General features: G+C 71.9%; 11 protein-coding genes. 4 read left to right on the top strand and 7 right to left on the bottom strand.

Annotation, left to right across the window (positions count from 1 at the left end; genetic code table 11):
- Positions 1-185: 185 nt before the first annotated feature.
- Positions 186-1,241, bottom strand: coding sequence for a hypothetical protein (locus ACJ8AN_RS34125; RefSeq protein ID WP_407759737.1), 1,056 nt, complete (start codon positions 1,239-1,241; stop codon positions 186-188).
- Between the two features lie 214 nt (positions 1,242-1,455).
- On the opposite strand from ACJ8AN_RS34125, the gene ACJ8AN_RS34120 reads away from it, so the two are divergent.
- Positions 1,456-5,241: a hypothetical protein gene (locus ACJ8AN_RS34120; protein ID WP_407759736.1), complete on the top strand. Its 3,786-nt coding sequence runs from the start codon at positions 1,456-1,458 to the stop codon at positions 5,239-5,241.
- 21 nt (positions 5,242-5,262) lie between these two features.
- Here the strand turns inward: ACJ8AN_RS34120 and ACJ8AN_RS34115 are convergent, their stop codons facing one another.
- From ACJ8AN_RS34115 to ACJ8AN_RS34100, 4 genes are read right to left on the bottom strand one after another with little or no spacing between them, the layout of a single operon-like run.
- On the bottom strand, positions 5,263-7,998 hold the full coding sequence (locus ACJ8AN_RS34115) for a VWA domain-containing protein (protein ID WP_407759735.1): 2,736 nt from the start codon (positions 7,996-7,998) through the stop codon (positions 5,263-5,265).
- Positions 7,999-8,047: 49 nt separating this feature from the next.
- The gene (locus tag ACJ8AN_RS34110; protein WP_407759734.1) at positions 8,048-9,598 is read right to left on the bottom strand and encodes an AAA family ATPase; all 1,551 of its coding nucleotides are present in this window, start codon (positions 9,596-9,598) and stop codon (positions 8,048-8,050) included.
- 34 nt (positions 9,599-9,632) lie between these two features.
- Complete coding sequence (locus ACJ8AN_RS34105) at positions 9,633-11,366, bottom strand: BatA domain-containing protein (protein WP_407759733.1); 1,734 nt, start codon at positions 11,364-11,366, stop codon at positions 9,633-9,635.
- A gap of 48 nt (positions 11,367-11,414) precedes the next feature.
- Complete coding sequence (locus ACJ8AN_RS34100) at positions 11,415-12,128, bottom strand: VOC family protein (RefSeq protein WP_407759732.1); 714 nt, start codon at positions 12,126-12,128, stop codon at positions 11,415-11,417.
- Between the two features lie 7 nt (positions 12,129-12,135).
- On the opposite strand from ACJ8AN_RS34100, the gene ACJ8AN_RS34095 reads away from it, so the two are divergent.
- Positions 12,136-12,675: a serine hydrolase gene (locus ACJ8AN_RS34095; RefSeq protein ID WP_407759731.1), complete on the top strand. Its 540-nt coding sequence runs from the start codon at positions 12,136-12,138 to the stop codon at positions 12,673-12,675.
- Between the two features lie 286 nt (positions 12,676-12,961).
- Here ACJ8AN_RS34095 and ACJ8AN_RS34090 read toward each other — a convergent pair whose 3' ends face one another.
- On the bottom strand, positions 12,962-16,903 hold the full coding sequence (locus ACJ8AN_RS34090; RefSeq protein WP_407759743.1) for a protein kinase domain-containing protein: 3,942 nt from the start codon (positions 16,901-16,903) through the stop codon (positions 12,962-12,964).
- Between the two features lie 86 nt (positions 16,904-16,989).
- Between ACJ8AN_RS34090 and ACJ8AN_RS34085 the strand changes: the two genes are divergently transcribed.
- Positions 16,990-17,925, top strand: coding sequence for a sigma-70 family RNA polymerase sigma factor (locus tag ACJ8AN_RS34085; protein ID WP_407759730.1), 936 nt, complete (start codon positions 16,990-16,992; stop codon positions 17,923-17,925).
- A 12-nt stretch (positions 17,926-17,937) separates the two neighbouring features.
- On the opposite strand, the gene ACJ8AN_RS34080 is transcribed toward ACJ8AN_RS34085, so the two are convergent.
- Positions 17,938-19,020, bottom strand: coding sequence for an ADYC domain-containing protein (locus ACJ8AN_RS34080; protein ID WP_407759729.1), 1,083 nt, complete (start codon positions 19,018-19,020; stop codon positions 17,938-17,940).
- Positions 19,021-19,257: 237 nt separating this feature from the next.
- Here ACJ8AN_RS34080 and ACJ8AN_RS34075 point away from each other — a divergent pair, with 237 nt between their 5' ends.
- Complete coding sequence (locus tag ACJ8AN_RS34075; RefSeq protein WP_407759728.1) at positions 19,258-20,310, top strand: Rpn family recombination-promoting nuclease/putative transposase; 1,053 nt, start codon at positions 19,258-19,260, stop codon at positions 20,308-20,310.
- Positions 20,311-20,316 lie beyond the last annotated feature (6 nt).

Below are 20,316 nucleotides of genomic sequence, written 5' to 3'. Positions count from 1 at the left end.
GCTTCCGGGCGCGGCAGGTGCTCACCGCGCTGCACGGCACGGGCGGCGAGCTGGCCGGGTTCGCCACGAAGTGCGGGAGAGCCACGTAACCGGCGCAAGCCCAGGCGTGTAGGCTACATGGCCCACCAGGTCATCCGCCGCTCGCTCTTCCAGGTCGCTCGAAACTGCGAAACTCGAACCTGGCCTCAGAGCGCGTACGTGGCGTAGCAGGTGCCCACCGGGCCGCTGCCGGTGGTGGGCACGCTCGAGGCGCCCTGCCACGCGCCCTCGGCGCCGCACTGGTACCAGAGCGAGTCCGAGCTCGCCTGCACGCACGTGCGCGTCGGCACGGACTTGCCCAGCGTGGCGGAGCTGCAATAGGGCCACGCGGCCGTGCAGTTGGTGGGCTTCGCCGTGGTGCCCGCCGTGAAGGTGCCGTCGGCCTGGCACTGCCGCCAGATGGCGTCCGAGGAGCTCTGCACGCACACGCCCACGGCCACGTTGGCGTCCACCGTGCCCGAGTAGCACGGGGTGCCGCCGGTGCCCCAGGCGTACTCGCTCTTGAACTGGTTGAACTTCACCGCCACCAGCGATGAGCCGCCGATGTCCGTGCGGCCGCATTGAATGGCATACGCGCCCACCCACGGCGTGTACGTGTAGAGCGCCGCGGTGGCCTTGGTGGCGGGCGTCACCGAGCACGGGTCCGAGGTGCTCTTCGCCACGCCCGGCTTCCACCCGGAGACGGTGGCCCGGCCCGCGTCCAGGTCGGGGAAGTAGCCGCGCATCTTCTTGGCCGAGCATTCAATCTGATTGCCGAAGCCCGCGTAGGACACGGTGCACCCGCCGCTGTCCGGGCAGCCGCAGCCGGTGGCCTTGGCGAGGTTGGCCGAGGTGCCGCTGGTGATGAGGCTCGACTCCGTCTGGATGCGCGCCAGCATGTAGAGCGGGCTGATGGTGTAGGCCTTGGAGCGCTCGACGATGAGCGCCGCCGCCGTCTTGTTGCTCCAGGCCGGGTCCTTGTACGTGGCCAGGTACGAGCCCTTCTGCTGCAGGAAGGCCTGCACCTGCGCGGTGGTGATCCACTGCCCGCCGGTGATGTCCGCGTCCTCGAGCAGCCGGTTCATGTCGTACTCGGTGGTGACGGGCTCGAGCACCTGGCCGGTGAGCTCGTCCACCACGGGCTCCTCCTCGGTCTGACCGCAGCCCACTACCGCCAGGGACAACGCCGGCAACAACAGCCACAGCGGGAAACGCAGCTTCATCACGTGCCTCGAAGAGGGCCGCGGAGCCCGGCGCGGAGAGCCCGGCCCCACGGCGGGGGGAGGCGTGTCATAGCATCCGGAAATGATGTAATCCCTGGATTTCTGGAATGTTGGAAATATCCAACACTCGCGCCGGGCTCCGAGGCAATCACCGAGCCGTGGCACGGATGGCTATCGTGCGGGGCACGCCGTAGCCACCGCCACGGGAGCGCCCATGAGCAGCCCCTCCACTCCTGGAGAGGAAGCCGGTGCGAACATCGACAGCCGCCTCCTCGAGGCGGAGCGCCAGTGCATGGAGAAGGCGCGGTCGAGGCGGCAGGGGGGCACGAAACAGGGCAAGGCGGGCTCCCGGGACGCCCGGCTCGTCAGCGCCCAGCGGGACTTGTGCGGGCTGGCCCTGTCGGGCGGAGGCATTCGCAGCGCGACGTTCAACCTGGGGCTGCTGCAGGGCCTGCACCAGCTGGGGTTGCTGGAGATGTTCGACTACCTCGCCACCGTCTCGGGCGGGGGGTACATCGGTGGCTTCTGGACGGCGTGGCGGCACTACCACGGCAAGCCGGCCGGGGAGGACGCGCCCCGGCTCTTTCCCAGCGACGCGCAGGGCTCTCGCGGGGCGAAGCTCTCCGAGGTCGGCCACCTGCGCGAGTTCAGCAACTTCCTCAACCCCCGGCTCGGCCTGATGAGCATGGACACGGGGCGGATGGTCGTCGCGGCGCTGAGCGCCGTCATCCCCGCGCTCATCTCGTCGCTCTCGCTCATCGTCCTGGCGCTGGTGTGCTGGTGGGGGCTCGCCGGGTGGGTGCTCGTCACGTGGCCCCTGGCCGGCGGCTTCCCTCGGGTGCAGCCGACCCTCTCGTATGCCCTGATGTTCCTGCTCACGTGCGGAGGGCTGTTCCTGGGCGAGTGGATGCTCTCCGTCCATGACCGGCAGATGAAGGAGTCGCGCGGGCTACCGCCTCCCAAGATGGAGGACGCCCAGGAGCTCGAGTTCAGGCGCTTCGGCTACTATCTGCCCACCACGCTGCTGGCCACGGGCGTGGTGATGGCGCTCTGGGTGTGGCTCCTCGGATACCACCCGTACTCCGGCTCCCCCGACGTGTGGCGGCAGGCGCTGGGCGCGAGCTCCCTGTTCGGCCCCCCGCCGCCCTCCATGCCCTTGAGGGAGCGGCTCTACATGTTCTTCCCCGCCCTGCCCTGGGTGGGGGCCGCCGGGGCCCTCGTGATGGTGCGGTGGTTGGGCTCGCGCTTCGTGACGGAATGGATGCAGCGCACACAGATGGCCGCGGTCGAGCGCGTCATCAGCCGCCTGTTGCTGCTGGCCCTGCTCTGGTCGGCCTTCGCGGGGTTCTGGCTCGCCGGGTGGCGCCTGCATGAGCTCATCACCGGCCATCAGCGCTGGGCGGCGGAGGCCTATACGGCCCTCGCGAGCATCGTGGCCGCGCTCACGGCCCTGCTCGCCAAGGCGCACCAGTTCCTCGGCCGGCGCACGAACAAGCCCGTCACACCCACCGCGAAGGACTGGCTCCGCGCGCACCTGCCCCAGTTCCTGGCGTACGTGACGTTGGGGTTGATCATCCTCGGAATGGTGCAGCTCATCCTCGTGGCGCAAGAGGCGGGTGGGCACGGGTTCCTCGGGCTGGTGGTGGGAGCGGCGGCCATCACCGTGCTCACCCTGTTCCTCTTCGATCCCAACCTCCTGGGCCTGCACGTCTTCTACCGCGGCCGCATCGCGCGCACGTTCATCGGCGCGGCCCACGGGGAGGCACCCGGCCAGACCGAGCCCCACACGAAGGATGACTTCCTGTTGCACCTGCTGAGGCCGCGGTCCGGGCCCGTGCACCTCCTCTGCTGCGCGGCGAATGATCTCTCGTCGGCGGACCCCATGGCCAACCTCTACCGGGGGGCGGACAGCGCGGTGCTCTCCAGCGTGGGCTTCTCCGTGGGCAAGGAGTGGAAGAGCTGGGAGGACATTCGCGCGAAGAAGGGCCGCGTGCCCACGCTGGCGGCGGCGATGACGGCCTCGGGAGCGGCCTTCAACTCGCACATGGGCTCCATGTCCATGAGGCTGGGGCCGGCCGTCACCTTCCTCATGACGGCGTTCAACCTCCGGCTGGGGCTGTGGGCCCCCCACCCGACCCGGGCCCACCGGCGCGGGTACGAGCGGGTGCTCGTGGGGCTGCCCTTCTACAAGGAGCTATTCGGACGCTCGCGGGCGCGCAGCCGGGACGTGCTGCTGTCGGACGGCGGCCACTTCGAGAACCTGGCCCTCTACGAGCTGGTGCGCCGCCACTGCCGCTTCATCCTCGTGTCCGATTGCGGCATGGACTCGGACGCCACGTTCGACGACTTCGCCAACGCCGTGCGGCGCGTGCGCGAGGACTTCGGGGTGGAGATCCGCATCGACCTGTCGCCCCTGCGCGCGGACGGGGAGAGCGGCCTGGCGCACCAGCCCATCGTGGTGGGGGACATCGAGTACCCGGACGGGGACACCGGCGTGCTGCTGTTGCTCAAGCCCACGCTGACGGGGAACGAGCCGCCCGACATCACCCAGTACCGGGCACGCAACGCGGACTTCCCCCACGAGACGACCGGGGACCAGTTCTACGACGAGGCGCAATGGGAGGCGTACCGCCGGCTGGGCGAGCACGTCGCGCTCACGGCCTTCCGGCCCCTGCGGGAGACCACGGAGCTGCTCGGGGATCGCGCGGCGCGGCTCTTCACCCGAGCCCGTTACGAGTGGCTGCCCGTGCCCACCGGTTACGAGGAGCGTTTCTCGCGCTTCGTGGCGCGCGCCGCCGAGCTCGACGCGCTGCTGCAGCGCCAGGGTGACGGCAGGCTGTTCCGCGAGGTCTTCAAGGAGCTCAACGAGCTGGACCGGGAGGCCAAGGACCAGGCCCGGATGCACGAGGGCATGCTGCGCAGGGTGTGGCCGAGGCACCCGGCGGGCAGCGGAGACGGCCACCCGGAGGAGCTCGACCCCAGTCCCCAGGAGCTGTCCGAGGCGCTCCACATCCTGCGGCTCGCCCTGCTCTTCATGGAGGAGGTGTTCCTCTCCGAGGAGCTCGCTACCCGCTACAACCATCCGGCCTACCAGGGGCTGATGAACTACTTCGCGCGCTGGGCCTACTCGACGCTCTTCCGCGCCTGGTGGCCGCTGCTGAAGACGCAGTACTCGCAGCGCTTCACCCACTTCCTCGAGCAGCGCTTCTCCCTGCCCCCGATGAGCGGGACGCGCGTCGGACGGCTGTCCACGGAGGAGCACGGCTTCGCCATGTCCTGCTGGAAGTACCAGGGAGGCCGGCCCGCCTGGGACGAGACCCCCGAGGGAGAACATCCCCCGGGCCAGCCGCCCATCGAGCGGCTCATCTCCTATCAGCTCAACCTGCCGTGTGAGGGAACGCCGCGGTACTACATCCAGGCCGCCCAGCTCATCGCGCGCACCCACCACCACGAGACCGGGAGGCCACTCATCTGGGATGAGGACGGCGGCGGGGGCAGGCAGGTGCTCGCGTGGCAGGGCGACAACTTCTACGTACCTCCCGGCCTGTTGGGCTCCGGCATCCGCGAGGACTTCCTGCGGCGGCTCACCTCGACGGACGAGCTGCTCAATCCGGAGATCTTCGGTGAGCAGAAGCGCGGGGAGCGGCACGCGAAGCAGCGTCAGGAGAGCCTCTTCTCGCGTGGGATGCTGCTGGTGGTGCGCATCTTCGTGGACCGGGAGGCCCAGGCCGCCCGGAGGAACGAGTGGGCGGAAGGCGTGCAGTTCTACCGCTCCCAAGGCTTCGAGGAACCCGGGCCCGAGCTCAAGCAGTGGCTGAACGCGAAGATCGGCGGGGAGCTCGATTGGAACCCCGCCCTCCCCTGGTCGCGGAGGGAAGACGAGCACTGGTTGCCGTTCTGGCTGGTGCGGACGTACGAGCCCTCGGAGCCGGCCCGGGAGGACGCGAGCCCCCCGGCCTCGTACGGCTCCGGGGCGCACGAGGGCCCGGCCCCTCACTGAGCCCGTCTCCGCCCGGCGTGCCTAGCGTCCGAGCCGGCGGCGGGCGCGCTCCCGAGCGGCCTCCAGCGCCGAGTCCACGCCGCTCTCCTTCGCGGGCTCCGCTCCTGGCTTCGCGGCTCCCGAGGCCTCGGCCGGAGCCTTGGGAGAGGGACTCGCGACAGAAGGCGCGGGCATGCCGGGCACCGCCACGGCCGCCGTCGTGGAGGGAGCCACCGCGCGCCGGGGCCTCGGGCCGGACAGGAAGCGGCGCACCGCCACCTCCGCCAGCAGCGCCGCCACCGCCAGCCCCACCAGCCACGGCGCGAGCGCCACGCGCCCCTCGGACTCGGGCGCCTGCGAGAAGAGGCCCGCCATGGACAGCCGCTCCACGCCGCCGCCCACCGCCGCCACCGCGTGCAGCACCGCCAGGCCCTCCTTCGCGTTGCCGGGCTCGAACTCGGGCGCGTAGGGCAGCGTCACCGGAGGAGCCCGCAGCACCCGCGCGCCCAGCTTCACCACCGGGTGCCACGAGCCGCTGCCCGGCAGCGTGTACTCGGCCGCCACCCGGTCCTCGTCCTCCCAGCGCATGGGCAGCTCCACCGGCGCGCCCCGCCCGTCTCCCGGCAACAGCACCAGCGAGGGCAGCGCTCCCGGCAACGCCTCGCCCGGCGCGAAGTCCAGCGTCACCCGCAGCTGGTTGCCCCGCCGCTCCGAGCGCGCCACCGCCTCGCCCGCCTCGCCCGCGCCGCCCATGGACCAGCGCACCATGCCCTCGAGCGCCGCGCGCAGGCCGCTCCACGCGCGCAACTCGCCCGTGTACTTGCCATCCACCTCCGCCATGAGGGCCACCACCCGCCCCGCCCCGCGCGGCCACAGCGCCAGCACCGGCGCCGCGTTGTCGTCCAGCGTGCGCATGGCGACGCTCGCGCGCGGCCGCAGGTACGTGAGGTTGTAGCCGCCCACCTGCGGCAGCCCCAGCGCCGGCAGCCGTCCGAGCAACGGCAGGTCCGCCGCCGCCTCCAGCGTGGCGGGCTCGTCCACGAAGGTGGCCCGCGCCACGGCGATGGTTTCCTGACTGAAGATGCGCGGCAGGCTCGTCGCGTCCTCGGCGAAGTAGATGCGGCCTCCGCCCCGGGCCGCTATCTCCTTGAGCAGCGCCGCGTCCGAATCCTTCTCCGTCCCCAGGCCGATGACGGACACCGTCACCTTCTCGCGCTTCAGCGCCTCCAGCGTCTTGAGGTAGTCGTCCGCCTCCTCCGAGTCCGCCGCGTCCGAGAAGAGCAGCACGTGCCGGGTAACCTTGTCGCTGCTGAGAATCTGCGACTTGCCCTCGCGCAGCGCCACGCCCACGTAGATGCCGCCGCCGCCGCTGAAGCCGCGCGACACCTCGTCCAGCGGCAGCCCCTTCTCCACCGGGCTCATCGGGAAGATTTCGTGCACCTCGGTGTCCACCATGGCCACGGACACCTCGTCCTTCTGGTTGAGCAGCGTGAGCGCGCCCACCACGCCCTCGGCGGCCACTTCCATCTTCGTGCGCCCGTCCGGCACCGTGGCGCCCATGGAGCAGCTGCAATCCATCAGCACGCTCATGGCCAGGGCCGTGCGGCGCTGCTCCTCGCGCATCTCCAGCGACACCGGCAGCAGCGGCTCCACCGGCGAGCGGCGGTAACCGCCCTCGCCGAAGCTCGAGCGGCCGCCCGTCATCACCAGTCCGCCGCCGGCCTGCTCCACGTAGGAGGCCAGCACGTTGAGCCCGGGCTCGCCGAGCCGGTTGGCGTCCACGTTCTCCAGCACCACCGTGCCCACGCCATCCAGCGCGTCGAGCGTCACCGGGAAGGGAGCGCGCACCTCGAGCGTCAGCCCCGCCGTGCGCAGGGCCTTGGCGAGCGTGCCCTCGGGCTGGTCGGTGAGCAGCAGCACGCGCGGCGGGCCCTCCACGCGCAGCACCGCCTGGCCCACGTCGTTCTCCACCACCCCGTCTCCCGAGGCCTCCACCGTCAGCCGGTAGGCCACGAGGCCCGGCTCTTCCACGAGGTCGCGGAAGGGCAGCAGGTTGGGCCCGGCGCGGAAGTCGAAGGGGCCCTTCACCAGCACGCGGCCGTTGCGCTCCAGGCGCACCGTGCCGGTGACGGGCGCCGTGGCCCGCACCACGCCGGAGAGCTGGAAGGGCTCGTGCGCCTTCACCACGGCGGGCACGTCCAGGGACAGGACGGCCAGGTCCAGCGGCGAGTCCTCGCGGGCCACATGGCGGAAGTCCACCGGAATGCCCCGGGCCGCCAGCCGCCGCGCCGCGCCCCTCGCGTCCGCGCCCGTGGCCCGCCCGTCGGACACCACCAGCACGCGGCCGGTGCGGCCCGGAGGAATGAGCGCCCCCGCCGCGTCCAGCGCCGCCGACACATCCGACGCCTCCGCGTCCACCGGCCGGGTGAAGCCGCCGAAGCGCCCCGCCTCCGACAGCGGCTGCTCGACACGGGCCTCGCGCCCGAAGGAGATGACGCCCACCCTGTCCCCGGGGCGCCGCTGCGACTCGAGCAGCCCCACCAGCTCCGAGGCCACGCGCCCCGCGTCGGCGGGCATGGAGCGCGAGCGGTCCACCACCACCACCACGTCGCTGCCCGCGTGGCGCAGCGACCACTCGGGGCCGGCGAGCGCGCCCACGACGAGCACCAGCAGCAGCCACCGCAAGGCCATGGGAGGGCCCGGACGCCGGCCGCGCTTCCACAGGAAGAGGCCCAGCGGGACGAGCAGCACCAGCGCCTGGGGCAGGGAGAAGCTCAAGGGTCACCCCATGCTACCCACCCGCCTGGGACCGTGAAAGGGGGGCGCCTCAGGCCCGCACGACGGTGACGCGGCGGCCCGCGGGCGTCGTGGCCTCCAAGGCGTGGGTCCGCTCGGCGATGGGCGGCTGCTCACTTCTCCGGTCGAAGATGACCAGCCATCCGCTCTCGAGCCCCAGTCCCGCCAGGTACCCATCGAGCTGTGCCAGTCCTTCGTCGAGCGGGTCCCTGGCGCCGTCCCTCCACACCTTCAGCTCCAGCGCCAGCGTGTCCGGCCCGTAGCGCAGGCACACGTCCATGCGCCCCGTTCCGATGGCGTACTCGCGCTCCAGCGTCCCGCCACCGTTGGCCACCCGGTGCAGGAAGGCCATGAGGACCAGATGGGGAGCGATCTCGTGGTAGGGCGCGGTGCCGAGCAACGGCTGACCGTGCTGGCGCCAGAAGGCGAGGAATGCCTCCATGAGGCGCCCGGTGTCCAGACGGCCATCGGCGCGCAGCCAGGTCGCGGCGAGCCGGGGCAGAGACGCCACCGCCGTGTACGCCAGGGTCCGGGGAATGATCTCCCGGTAGATGGGATTGGCGGTCTCCAAGCCGCCCGTTGCCGCCATGCGGACCAGGCCCAGGTCCTGGACGAAGCGCAGGTCATCCTCGGGCACATCCCCCAGGGACAGGCCGGCGAGCATAGGCTCCAGGATGCGCCGCACCCGAGGTTCGCGCAGACGCTCGGCGAGGCTGTCCAGGTGCGTCTCCCGGCGCTCGATGAGCAACCGCCTGGCGCGATCGATGTCCTCGCGACGGATGGTCTGGGAGGTGTCGGGGACGAGCTCCTCGACGGCCACCTTGGCCAGGGCGTTGACGAGCCAGGGCTGGCCCTGGGTGAGCTCGAAGGCGAGGGAGAGGGCCTCGGGCTCGAAGCGCTGGCCCGTCTCGGCGGTGTGCTGGGAATAGAGCTCGGCGACCTCGTCGGCGGTGAAATCGCGCAGGGTGAGCGAGCGCACCTTGATGTTGAAGGGGCTGGCGGTGCCCAGGTGGTCCCGCTCGTCCGAGGCCACCTTGTAGTCGCGCACGTCCCTCAGCCCGATGAGGGCCAGCGATACGGGGAAGTGCTCGGGGCGATTGCGGTAGCCGTCACGCAACTGGCGTAGCACGGACACCAGCACGCCATTGCGGAGTGCGTCGATTTCGTCCAGGAAGACGACGAGCGGCCCGGGGGAAGACTCAGCCCAGGCCGTCAGGGCCGAGCCGATGCGGCTGCCCGTGTGCGCCTCCGGGAAGGGCGGAGGGTGCAATTCGGGCGGGAGCTGGGCACGCAGCGCGTTGCGCCAGCTATCGAGCACGGCGAGCTCGGCGGCACCGATGTCGTGAGGGAAGGCGGCGCCCACTTCCATGGAGACGAGCGCGGCGACGTAATGGCCCTCGGTGGCAAGCTCCCGGGCCAGTGAGAGCAGGGCCGTCGTCTTGCCCACCTGCCGGGGAGCATGCACGACGAAATACCCCTTCTGCTCAATGAGCCGGCGCACCTCGGGCAGGCGCCTCATGGCCGGAAGCATGTAGTGGTCGGCCGGGTCGCACGGACCAGCGGTGTTGAACCAGCGGGGCATGGGCGGAAAGGTAACACCGCCCTTCCCCGAAGGCTCATTTCACCTCCGGACGCCGCGTGAGGTGGAAGTCCGCCAGCAGTGCCGCCAGCAGCAGCACCAGCGGCCAGCGCGCCCGGCCAGAAGTGGCGCCCCCCTCGTCGTCCGTGGCTCCCGCCTCCGCGGGCCTGTCGCCCTCACCGCGCCCGCGCAGGTCCGACTCGCGCGCATCCAGCGGCAGCACCTCCACCGCGTCCACCGGCTCGCCGTCGCGCTCCAGCGTGTAGCGGCCGGGCACCGCGGGCGCCGGCAGGCTCAAGTCTCCCGCGCCGAAGAGGGGACGCTCTCCCTCGGGTCCCTCCAGCGTGTAGCGCGCGCCCGAGCGCGTCACCACCGCCAGCGGCTCGCCGAGCGACAACTGCCGCCGGGGGAAGCCCTCCTGCGAGCGCCGCACCTCGCGCAGCAGGTTGCCCAGCAGCACCGGCCACGCGGGCGTGCGCTGCACGTTGGAGCGCGCGAGGTCCACGTTGAGGTGCACCCGGCCCTCCTCCTCGGAGAGCAGCACCACGTCACCCGCCGTCATCAGGGCCCGGCCCGGAGGGGCGTCACCGCCCGCGGCCCAGCGCACGCCCCCGAGTTGCACGTCGTCCAGCAGCGGGTGGCCCTTCTCCGCGAAGAAGGGGCCCACGAAGGTGCGCACGGCGCCGCCCGCCCCCACCGTCACCCGCGCGTCCGAGCCCCGGGGGCCCACGACGAGCGCTCCCTCTCCGGGCCCCAGCTCCAGGCCGGGCGCCACCGAGAGGAAACGCTCCAGTGCCGAGCGCGCCTGTGCATCCAGCCCCTCGGCGAGCGCCACGCGCACCCGGCGCTCTGGAGCGGGGGGCAGCCGGGCCTCGCCGTCCTCGGGCAGCGCGTCCGGGGGCAGCGACACCACCACCTCCCCCGCGTTCTCGAAGGTGAAGCGCAGCGTGGCCGCGCCCTCCTCGGGCAGCCGCACCCGCTCGCGCCGCTCGGTGCCCTCCTTCGCGCCGGGGCCGGGCCGAGCCACCGCGTGCACCTCCGTCTCCTCCGGCCCCGCGCCGAAGCGCGCCACCCGCACCGTCACCGTGGCCGTGGGGCCCTCGTCCCTTCGCCAGGCGGACACCAGCGCCACGTTGTCCCGAGGAGCGCCCAGCGCCGTCCACCGCACCGCCGGGGGCACCGTTACGCCCCGCGCCGGGGGAGCGTCGGTGAAGAAGTGCACGCGCCGGCCCGGGCCCGCCAGCTCCTGGGCCCACAGCAGCGTGGCCGCCGCGTCATGGTCCGCGCCGAGCGCCCGGAAGGACTCCAACGCGGCCAGCGCGCGCGAGGGCTCGGCCTCGGGGCCCGCGAGCACGCGCGGCACCGTGCCACTGGCCAGCACCGTCACGCGCGAGGCCTTCTCCTCCTCCACGCGCCGGGCCGCCTCGGCGCGCACCTTCTCCAGCACGGGGCGCCCGTCCGGGCCGCGCGCGGACAGTGAGAGGCTCCCGTCCACCACCAGCACCACGTGGCGCGTACGCGCGTCCTCGCCCAGCCGCACGTCCGCGAGGAAGAGGGCCGCGGCCACCACCGCCAGCGCCTCCAGCAGCAGCGAGGCCTCGCGGGTGAAGCGCTCGAAGCGCGGGCCGGCCTCGGCACGGGGACGGGGCGTGCGCCACAGGAAGAGGGCGCTCACCACCACCGGCTTCTGCTTGCGCCGCAGGAAGTACGCCGCCACCAGCGGCACCAGGGCGCCCAGTGCCAGCAGTCCCCAGGGGAAGCCGAAGCTCATGCCTCCGAGTATACGAGGGATTGTCCGTCCCGGGTCGGGGCGAGCCGCTCAGGGCCGCGGGGTCCCACCCGCGACCGTCCCGGGAGGGCCCTCTCGCAGGGCGAACGCCGCGCCCTGCGGATCATCACACACCGCGAGCCGCTCGCCGCCCGGCAGAACCATGGGGCCGATGACGAGGCCCCCCGAGGCGCGGACTTTGGCCAGCGCGGGCTCGAGCGCGGCGACGCGGAAATGGAAGAGCCAGTGCGGGTGGACGCCGGGCCGCTGGGTGATGTCGGCCATCGAGCCCACGTTCGCTCCGCCGGGAAGCCACGTGAAGGGGTGGAAGACGCCGAGCGCGCCGAGCTCGAGACGTTCCGTGAAATGCCAGCCGAACAGCTCGCGGTAGCTCGCGATGCAGCGCTCGAGGTCGCCCGTATTGAGCAGATGCCAGACCACGTCGTCGCGCACCGGCACTGGAGGCGGCGTCGCCAACGCGACCACGGCGCCTCCCGGGTCCCGAACGATCGCCACCTCCCCACCGCCGGAAGTGGGCCGCGTCGGACCCAACCGGGTCGCGCCGAGCTCGACGAACGCGCGCGCCGTGCGCTCCACCTCCTCGACGCCGAGGTGGCCGAGCCAGTGGGCCCGTGCGCCGCGCGCCGCCGCCTCCGCGGGCAACGGCACGATGTCCGCGCCCGCCTCGCCGAGGATCGACGCATAGAACGCGCGCGCCGCGGCGACATCGGTCGTACGAAGCTCGAAGCGGCAGAATCGCGTCATCCCGGGCATGGCTCCCTCTACCACCTCGAGGAGAGGAATCGGAGGCGGTGCCGGGAGCACGCTCCGGTGGCGAGCCCTTCTGGCCTCCGCCGCCCATGCCCATGAGGAAGGCCTTGCTGTCGGGGCGGAAGAAGCACCCCAGGGCCCGGGCAGTCAGGAGAGCCCCAAGCGGGAGTGGAACAACCTCTTCCTGCACGTGGTGAAGGGAGGGCCCGTGGGCGGCGGGTACTCGACCGTCGAGGACCTGTGGCGCTTCTCCCGGGCGCTCCAGGCGAACACGCTGCTCGAGGCCCCGTTCACCCAGCGGGTGACCACGGGCAAGGTGAAGCTGGGACCCGAGAGCGAGAACGAGACGTACGCCTACGGCTTCTTCGATGAGCAGGTGCAGGGCACCCACATCGTGGGCCACAGCGGTGGATTCCCGGGCATCAACAGCCAGCTCGATATCTATCTGGGCAAGGGCTACACCGTCGCGGTGATGTTGAACTACGCCCCCCCGGTGGCGCACCGCGTCACCCAGAGGGTCCGCGCCCTGCTGCTCCCGTGAACCGTCCGGCGCACGCCCCCGAGCGGATTTAATGCATCGTTTTTCCCCTCGCCGGCTCATTCAGATTTGGGGGGGAGGACGTGGCTGGCAACGTCCCCACGAGCGTCGTTACTGCCCGGGGGGGTCTGTACGACGCGTTCGTCAGGAAGTTCCACGTCCTCGAGTTGAGGGCGCGGGGGCCGCTCCAGGTCCGGAGCGGCCCCCGCAGCTTCATTTGGAGACGAGCTGCGCCCCGGGCAGGTCCCCCTCGATTCCCGGCGTCTCCCGTGGACAGACACTCCACCCACTACCGTGGAGAGAACGAGGCGCAGACGCGCACGCCGATCCTCGCGTCGCGCGCCGTTGGATCTCCAGGCGAGAGGCTCGCGCTGTACGCGGTGAAGGCGTCGTAGTACCAGGAGCCCCCCCGGAGCACGACGCGCCCGAACTCCGGCGTCGCGGAGCGGGTGAGCTCGTAGGCGTTGCCGGCCATGTCCTCCAGGCCGAACGGGCTCACCGACGCGGGGTGCGAGCCGACCATGTCCGGCCCGAAGGCCGTGGGCAGCCGGCCGTACGTCGCGTCGATGTTGGCATCGTCGCGCAGCAACTGGTCGCCGTGGGGAAAGTGCCGGCCGTCCGCACCCCGCGCGGCGTACTCCCACTCGTTCTGGCCACACAGGCGCGCCCCTGGCAGGCGCCCCGTCCGGTCCAGCCAGTAGAAGTAGCGCTGCAGGTCCACGGCGGACACGCCTGACAGGGGAAACTGGCGCCAATCGACGGTGTCCCGCCGGGTGCGTCCCGGATAGCGGAATGGCTCCCCCACTCCCGCCTTCAAGACGTCCTCCCGCGAGGTTTGAAACGAGAAGAGCCAGCCCTCGCCGGGTTGCCACCGCAGGCTCACGGCCCCCCCATCCCCAAAGCGCGGCTGCTCGAGGAGCCGTCTCGCGGGGTCCGTCGGGGGCAGGTCCTCCAGGTACGCCAGCCAGTCGCCGAACGTCACCTCCCGCCGTCCGATGAGGTAGCCCTCGGTGAGGCAGAAGCGGTGAAGCGGCGAGCTGTACATGAAGATTCGCACCAGCTCGGGCTCGGCGCTGCCCAGGAGGAAGCAGCCCGGCGGGATATAGGCATAGCCCTCGGGCACCGTGGTGGGGAGCGTGAGGCGGAGCTGCTGACGTTCGCCCTGCGCGAGGAGCAGCGGCAGGTCCACCGGTGCACGCCCCGGCCTCGTGACGTGGAGCAGATAGGAGTCCGCGGGCAGGACCACCTGGGCGAGGGGCGTGGGGCCCAACGAGCCGGCCTCCATGACGGGCTCGCGGCGCCGGACCCCCCTCACGTCGGTGTACCGGTAGAGCTCGACCCGAGCCCCCGGGGGCTCGGTCACGAGCTCGAGCCCGGCCGGGGCGCGGAGCCGACGCCGCCACTCCTTGCCCTCCTCCGAGGTGTCGACCATCTGCTCGAGGAGCCGCGTCCATTCGTCACGCTCGCGCTGTTGGTGGAAGCACTCGGCGAGGAGGACGCGCTCGTAGGTGACCTCCGCGAGGAGCCAGTGCGCGCCCGCGTGACCGCGATCCCGATCCAGAGCCTTCTCCAGGCTCTGGCTCGCGCGGGCGTAGGCCCCGTCGGCCTGCTCCCGCAGGGCGAGCACCTCGGTCCATCGCCGCTCGGCGGCGTCCCTCGTGGCATGGACGCCCGGCACGGTGCCGTCGAACAGCGCCAGCGCCTCCTCGCGGCCCTCACGGGCCTGCCGAGCGAAGTCGCGCCCCGCGGCGAGCGCCTCCCGCGCCGAGTCGAGCTGGGCCGAGATGAAGCGCGCGTCCTCCAGGTACGTCTGCAGGCGAAGCCCGCCATAGGAGGAGGCGACGGTGAGCGCGACGACGAGCACGGCGAGCCAACGGCCCCAGCGCTGGCGCGCCACCGCGCGGCGGGAGGCCAGGAGGAAGGCACGCTTGCGCGCCCCCAGGGAGGAGGGCTCGAGCGCACGCGCCTCGTCGAGCTGACGCTGTCCCCAGAGGGCCTCCCGGACACGCCCCAGGCGCTCCCACTCGGTGCTCGCCACCTCGAGCCGCTTGCGCACCACCCGGTGGCCGATGTCGTCGTCGAGCCAGTCGCGCAGCGTGCCCCAGCTCTGGATGAGCGAGTCGTGGGCAATCTCACAGCGCGGCTGGCCGCCCGTGGTGCGCGTGTGCAGCAGGCGGCCCTCGACGAGCGCGCGAAGGGCGGCGCGGGCGGCCTTGTCCGAGGCCTCGGCGAGCTCCTCTTCCCCCCGCTCCACGCGCGTGCCCTCCCCCGTCACGAGCTGGAGCAACAGGCGCCGCGCCGCCTCGCGCTCGGTGGGGCTCAGCCGGGCGAGCACCCCATCCGCATGCCGCGACAGCGCTCCGGCCACGCCGCCCATCTCGTCGAGCGCCCCCCGGGTAATCCGGCCCTGCGCCGGGGTGCACCGCTCCCACAGCTCCGCGAGCGCGAACTGGAGCAGCGGCAGGCTGCCCACGCCCTGCGCCGTGGACGCGACGAGCGTCTGGATGAGCTCGTGGGACTCGAAGGCCACGCCCCGGGCGCGCGCGGGACCGACAATGGCCTCGCGCACCCCTTCGGGCGACATGGGGCGGAGGATGTAGAGCGCGCGCTCGGCCTCCTCTCCCAGGCCGGGCAGCGCGCACAGGCGCGTGAGGAAGTCGCCGCGCACCGCCAGCAGCACGCGCACCCCCGCCGAGGGCAGGGCCAGCTCGCCCAACAGGCGGGCGAAGTGCGCGGCCTGGACTGGCTCGGAGAGGGTGAGGAGCTCCTCGAGCTGGTCGATGAAGAGCAGCAGGCCCCGGCCGTCCCCATGCGCCTCGCGCAACGCCTGCCCCAGCCAGGAGGGCGACTGCGCGAACGCGTGGACGCACTCCGCCTCCCGCTTCCCCAGCAGGGGCGCGAGCGCGGCGGCGAGGGCCTCGAGCGGACGGTGGCCGGGCCACAGCGTGAGGGTGAGCCACTCGCGGCTGTCGTCCAGGAAGCCCGCGGCCACCCGGGGCAACACGCCGGCGCGGCACAGCGAGGACTTGCCGGCCCCGGAGTCCCCCGCGACGAGCACCAGGGGCTGGTGGTGGAGCCGCTCGAGCACGGCGCGGATGTCGGCGTCGCGTCCGAAGAAGAGCGCCCGGTGCGCGGCCTCGAAGGGCTCCAGGCCGCGATAGGGATTGCCCTCCAACAGGGGCGTGTGCGCGAGGGGCCGCGCCAGACGTTCGAGCGCCTCGCACAGGGCCTCGGCCGAGGCGAAGCGCTCCAGTGGCTCCTGCGCGAGACACCGGGCGATGATCGCGGCGAAGTCCGGATCCATCCCCTGCGCCGCCTCGGCCCGCGGGGCCGCCTCCGCCCGGGGGGAGCGGGGAGTGCGCGGCAGCTCGCCCGTACACAGCTCGTGAAGCACGACGCCCAGGGAGTAGAGGTCACTGCGCGGCGTCGCCGGAGCCCGGTCCCACAGCTCGGGCGCGAGATAGGGCAGCGTGCCGGCGAACGAGGACGGAGCGGCGGGCGGCGCGTCCGCCCCGGGCTCGAAGCGCTCGGCCAGGCCGAAGTCGAGCAGCTTCACCTTGCCGTCCTGGGTGAGCAGGGCGTTGGACGGCTTGAGGTCGCGGTGGAGCACGCCCTGGCGATGGGCCGCCGCGAGCCCCCGGGCCAGCCCGACCCCGAGCGCCAGCACCCTGCGCCACGGCACCGGGAGCGGCAGCTCCGCGAGGCTCTGGCCCACGACGTACTCGGAGACGATGTACGGGTGCCCGTGGACCTGACCGACGCGGTACACGGTGACGACGTTCGGGTGTTGCAGACGGGCGATGGCGCGCGCCTCGGTCTCGAAGTAGGCGCGGACCCAGGGCTCGGGCTGACTCGAGGCGATGAACTTCACCGCCACGGACCGGCCCAGAGAGGTGTCCTGCGCCAGGTAGACGACGCCCATGCCGCCGCGGCCAATCATGCGCTCGAGGCGGAACTCGTCGAACACCTCGGGCGGTGTCCAGGCGCCTCCGCCCTCCTCCGCGCCGTGCGTCTCGGGAGCCCGCGGCTCCGCCTCCCCCCACGCTCCGTCCGGCGCCCCGCGAGCCACCGAGGCCAGGAGGCGCCGGCACTCGTCGCATCCGGCGGCGTGGTGGTGGGCACGGGCCAGCGCCTCGTCCGTCAACCGGCCATCGAGGAGATCGACGAGGAGCTCATCCGTCAGACAACCGGAGGCATCCGGTCCGGTATCGCTGGAGCTCAACGGAGACATGGAGTGGAGGTCCTCGGACCATGGGTTGGTTGCCATTCAATGGCCCCCATTGATGGTCTGACGAAGCGCATGGTACAGCGTTGAGCATGGACCCGGCGCCCAAGCTGGCCGCGATGTTTCTGGCGCATGCGAAGGTGCGCTTCGTTTCCCCCGTGGATGCCGCCGCGCTCGAACGCCTGCTGGTCCAGGCGTGGGAGACCTCCCGCGCGAAGTGGCCTGGCGTGGCGCTCCCCGCCGAGCTGTTCGTGACGCACCTCGCCGAGCGGCTGCCCGAAGCGGCTGCCTCCAACGCCCTCGAGCCGCTCCTCGCCTCGCTGTCGCTGGCGGAGCTCTACCTGGCGTGCGCGTGTCTGCATGGGGTGGAGGCCGCCCTGGAGCTCTTCGAGCACCACTACCTCGCGAAGCTCCCGGGAGCGCTCCAGAATCCCAAACACTCCAATGCGATGCTCGAGGACATCTGCCAGCTCGCACGCATGAAGCTCCTCGTGCCCACGCCCGAGGGCCGCCCGAAGATCGCCGAATACACGGGACGCGGCGCGCTGCAGAGCTGGGTGCGGGTCACCACCACGCGCATCGCCATCAAGCTGCAATCCACCCAGAAGCCGGCGCCCGAAGAGGACGCGGAGACCCTCTTGTCGGCGCTGCCGGCCCCGGGAGTGGACCCGGAGCTGGACGCCATCAAGCGGCGCCACCAGGCCGACCTGCGTCTGGCCATGCGCGAGGCCTTCTCCACACTGTCGTCCGAGGATCGCCACCTGCTCCGCCTCTATTTCGTCGACCAGCTCTCGATGTACGAGCTGGCGACGCTCTTTCGTGTCACCCAGCCCACCATCTCCCGCTGGCTGAAGAGCACACGGGAGACGGTCTACAAGGAGACCCGGCGCCACCTGCAGGCACGCCTGGGCCTTTCCCAGCGAGACTTCCAGAGCTTCCTGGCCCTGCTCGACAGCCAGCTCGAGCTGAGCATCAGCCAACTGCTGGGAGCGGAGGACGCCCCGCCCCGGCCGTCCGAGCGGGACTGACCTCCAGGCCCTCTACCGTCCGCCGCCGGAGGTGGCTCCCGCCGCGGCCCCGTACGACCGATTGCGCAACAGGGCCGTGCCCGGGTTCACGTCCGTGCGTTGCACCTCGCACCGGTCCCCCTGCCCCAGCTCCGTCACGCTCGCCGCGCTGAAACGCTGGGGGCACTCCTGGAGGATGGACGCGAGCGCACGGCCATCCCGGGTATGTCCCAGGCAGGTGGCCCCATCGGGCGCCCAGGCCGCCTCGAACGAGCCCCTCGCCGGATCCCAATCCGCCGAGACCTCGGTGGCCCGCTCGATGACGCCGAGCCGATCGTACATGTCGATGGTGGTGTCCTCGTGCGTGTGGTTGCGGCCATTGCCGCAGTAATCGGCGCGCGCCATGCGCGTGCAGGCCTGGTGGAGGTCCGTCAGCGACTGTCCCTCACGGCTCGCCCAGGGCTTGTAGCCCCAGCCGATGCACTTGGAGATGGCGCCGTTCTCACACGCGAAGGTGAGCTTGCCCGGGACGTCCCGCCGTGCCCCACTCACGTCCCAGACGCCGCTCACCGCGAGTGCCCGCGGGTCGGGCACGCGGTCCAGGGCGATGCAGGGATTCTCCCATTCCTGGGCCAGCGCGTTCCAGGCCTCGATGCGGTACCACACCATGCTGGGATCCTCGGGCGAGGGCTCGGCGCCGCAGATGGCCACCTCCACGGGCCTGCCATCACTGGCGGTGCCTTGGAGCACGGTGCCGACAACGCCACCGGAGGAGGGCTCGGCCACCAGGTGCCCGCCCTCGAGGCGCAGGGCCTTCACCGGGGCATCCGCCCGCCGAGGGGGAGCGAGGTCGGCCGAGACGAGCACACTGCCGCGCTCGTCCGCGACCTTCTCGGTGTCCCAGTCCCGCCGGGTGCCCCAGAGCATCGTGCCCTGGGGACGGGCGATGCGGTGGGCCGCCTGGGACTGGCACCGCCGCGAGTAACGCTCCGCGTCGGACGCTCCGGTGGCCGCGCTCACGGACCGGGGACGTGCGGTCTTCTCGACGACTGGAGCAGCGGCATGCGCCAGCGCGGAGAGCAGAAGAACCACGCAGGCAAGCAGACATTCTTTCATGGCGATCACGGCGTTCTCTCCGTTGCGTTCGCATCGCGAGGCCTGAACCACTGGCCCGCAACGGTAGGAGCCGGGGAACCCGGGAATGATGCAGAGAATCCACCCGACAAAGGTGTCCCAACAAAGGTGTCAGACTCGACGGGGGGGTCGAACGCCACGCCGACGGCCGCGGTGACGTCGCGCTCGCGGACCCGCAGGCGCGAGTTGGCCCGCCACGTGCTTCCGGCGCCGCTCGCCATGCCGGGACCCCATGATCTCTTCGCTCGCTTCACCTTCGGCCACCCCGAGCGGGCCGCGGCGGAATTGCGCGCCGCCCTCCCCTCACACCTCGTCTCCGAGGTGGACTGGTCATCCCTGCGGCGGGAGTCCAGCTCCGTCGTGGACCCGGAGCTGCGGGAGACCGAGAGCGATCTGCTCTTCACCGCCCGCCTGCACGAGGGCCGCTCGCTGCTGCTCTACGTATTGCTCGAACACCAGTCCTCGGTGGACCGGTGGATGGCGCTGCGCATGCTGCGCTACGTGGTGCGCCAGGTGGAGCACTGGCGCCAGCAGCATCCGGAGAGCCCGGTGCTCCCGGTCATCATCCCGCTCGTCATGTCCCACGGGCCGGACGGAGCCTGGTCGGCACCCCGCCGGGTGGAAGAGCTCTTCGACCTGCCGGGTGAAGGTGAGCAGCGCGAGCGTTGGCGAGCGTTGGTGCCGCGCTTCGAGTACCTGCTGGATGACCTGACGGCCGAGCGGGCTGAAGCGTTGATGGCGCGTCCGGGTCCACCGCTGGCCCGGCTGGCGTGGCTCGTTCTGCGTTATGGACGCACTGCGGAGCTGGCCAACCGTCTCCCAGAGTGGACGGTCTTGTTCGCACAAATGCGGGCTGGCCCCGATGGCTCCGAGTATCTGGTGGTGGTCATCCGTTACCTCCTCTCGATCGGGGACAAGCGCACCCGTGCGGCAGCGAGGCAGGTGCTACATTCGGTGATGGATGCACGGCAAGCGGAGGCGCTGATGTGGGAATGGGGCGAGGAGATGATTGAGCGGGGTCGCCAGCAGGGACTGGAGCAGGGGCGGGAGCAGGGGCGCGAACAGGGACTGGAGCAGGGGCGGGAGCAGGGGCTGCTCCGAGGGCGTGCCGAGGCGGTGCTTCGGATTCTTTCCAGTCGGGGCGTACAGGTCGGTGAGGAGGCCCAGCAGCGCATCCTCGCGTGCACGGACATGGCCATCCTGGACCGCTGGTTCGACAAGTCCCTGAACGCCACCCGCCTCGCCGACGTGCTGGAGGATCTGGCGAGCTGAAACCCT

Source organism: Archangium sp. (assembly GCF_045802675.1).
Classification (GTDB): Bacteria; Myxococcota; Myxococcia; order Myxococcales; family Myxococcaceae; genus Archangium.
Note: the sequence above shows the minus strand (reverse complement) of the source record. Positions and strands in the feature narration are given on the sequence as shown.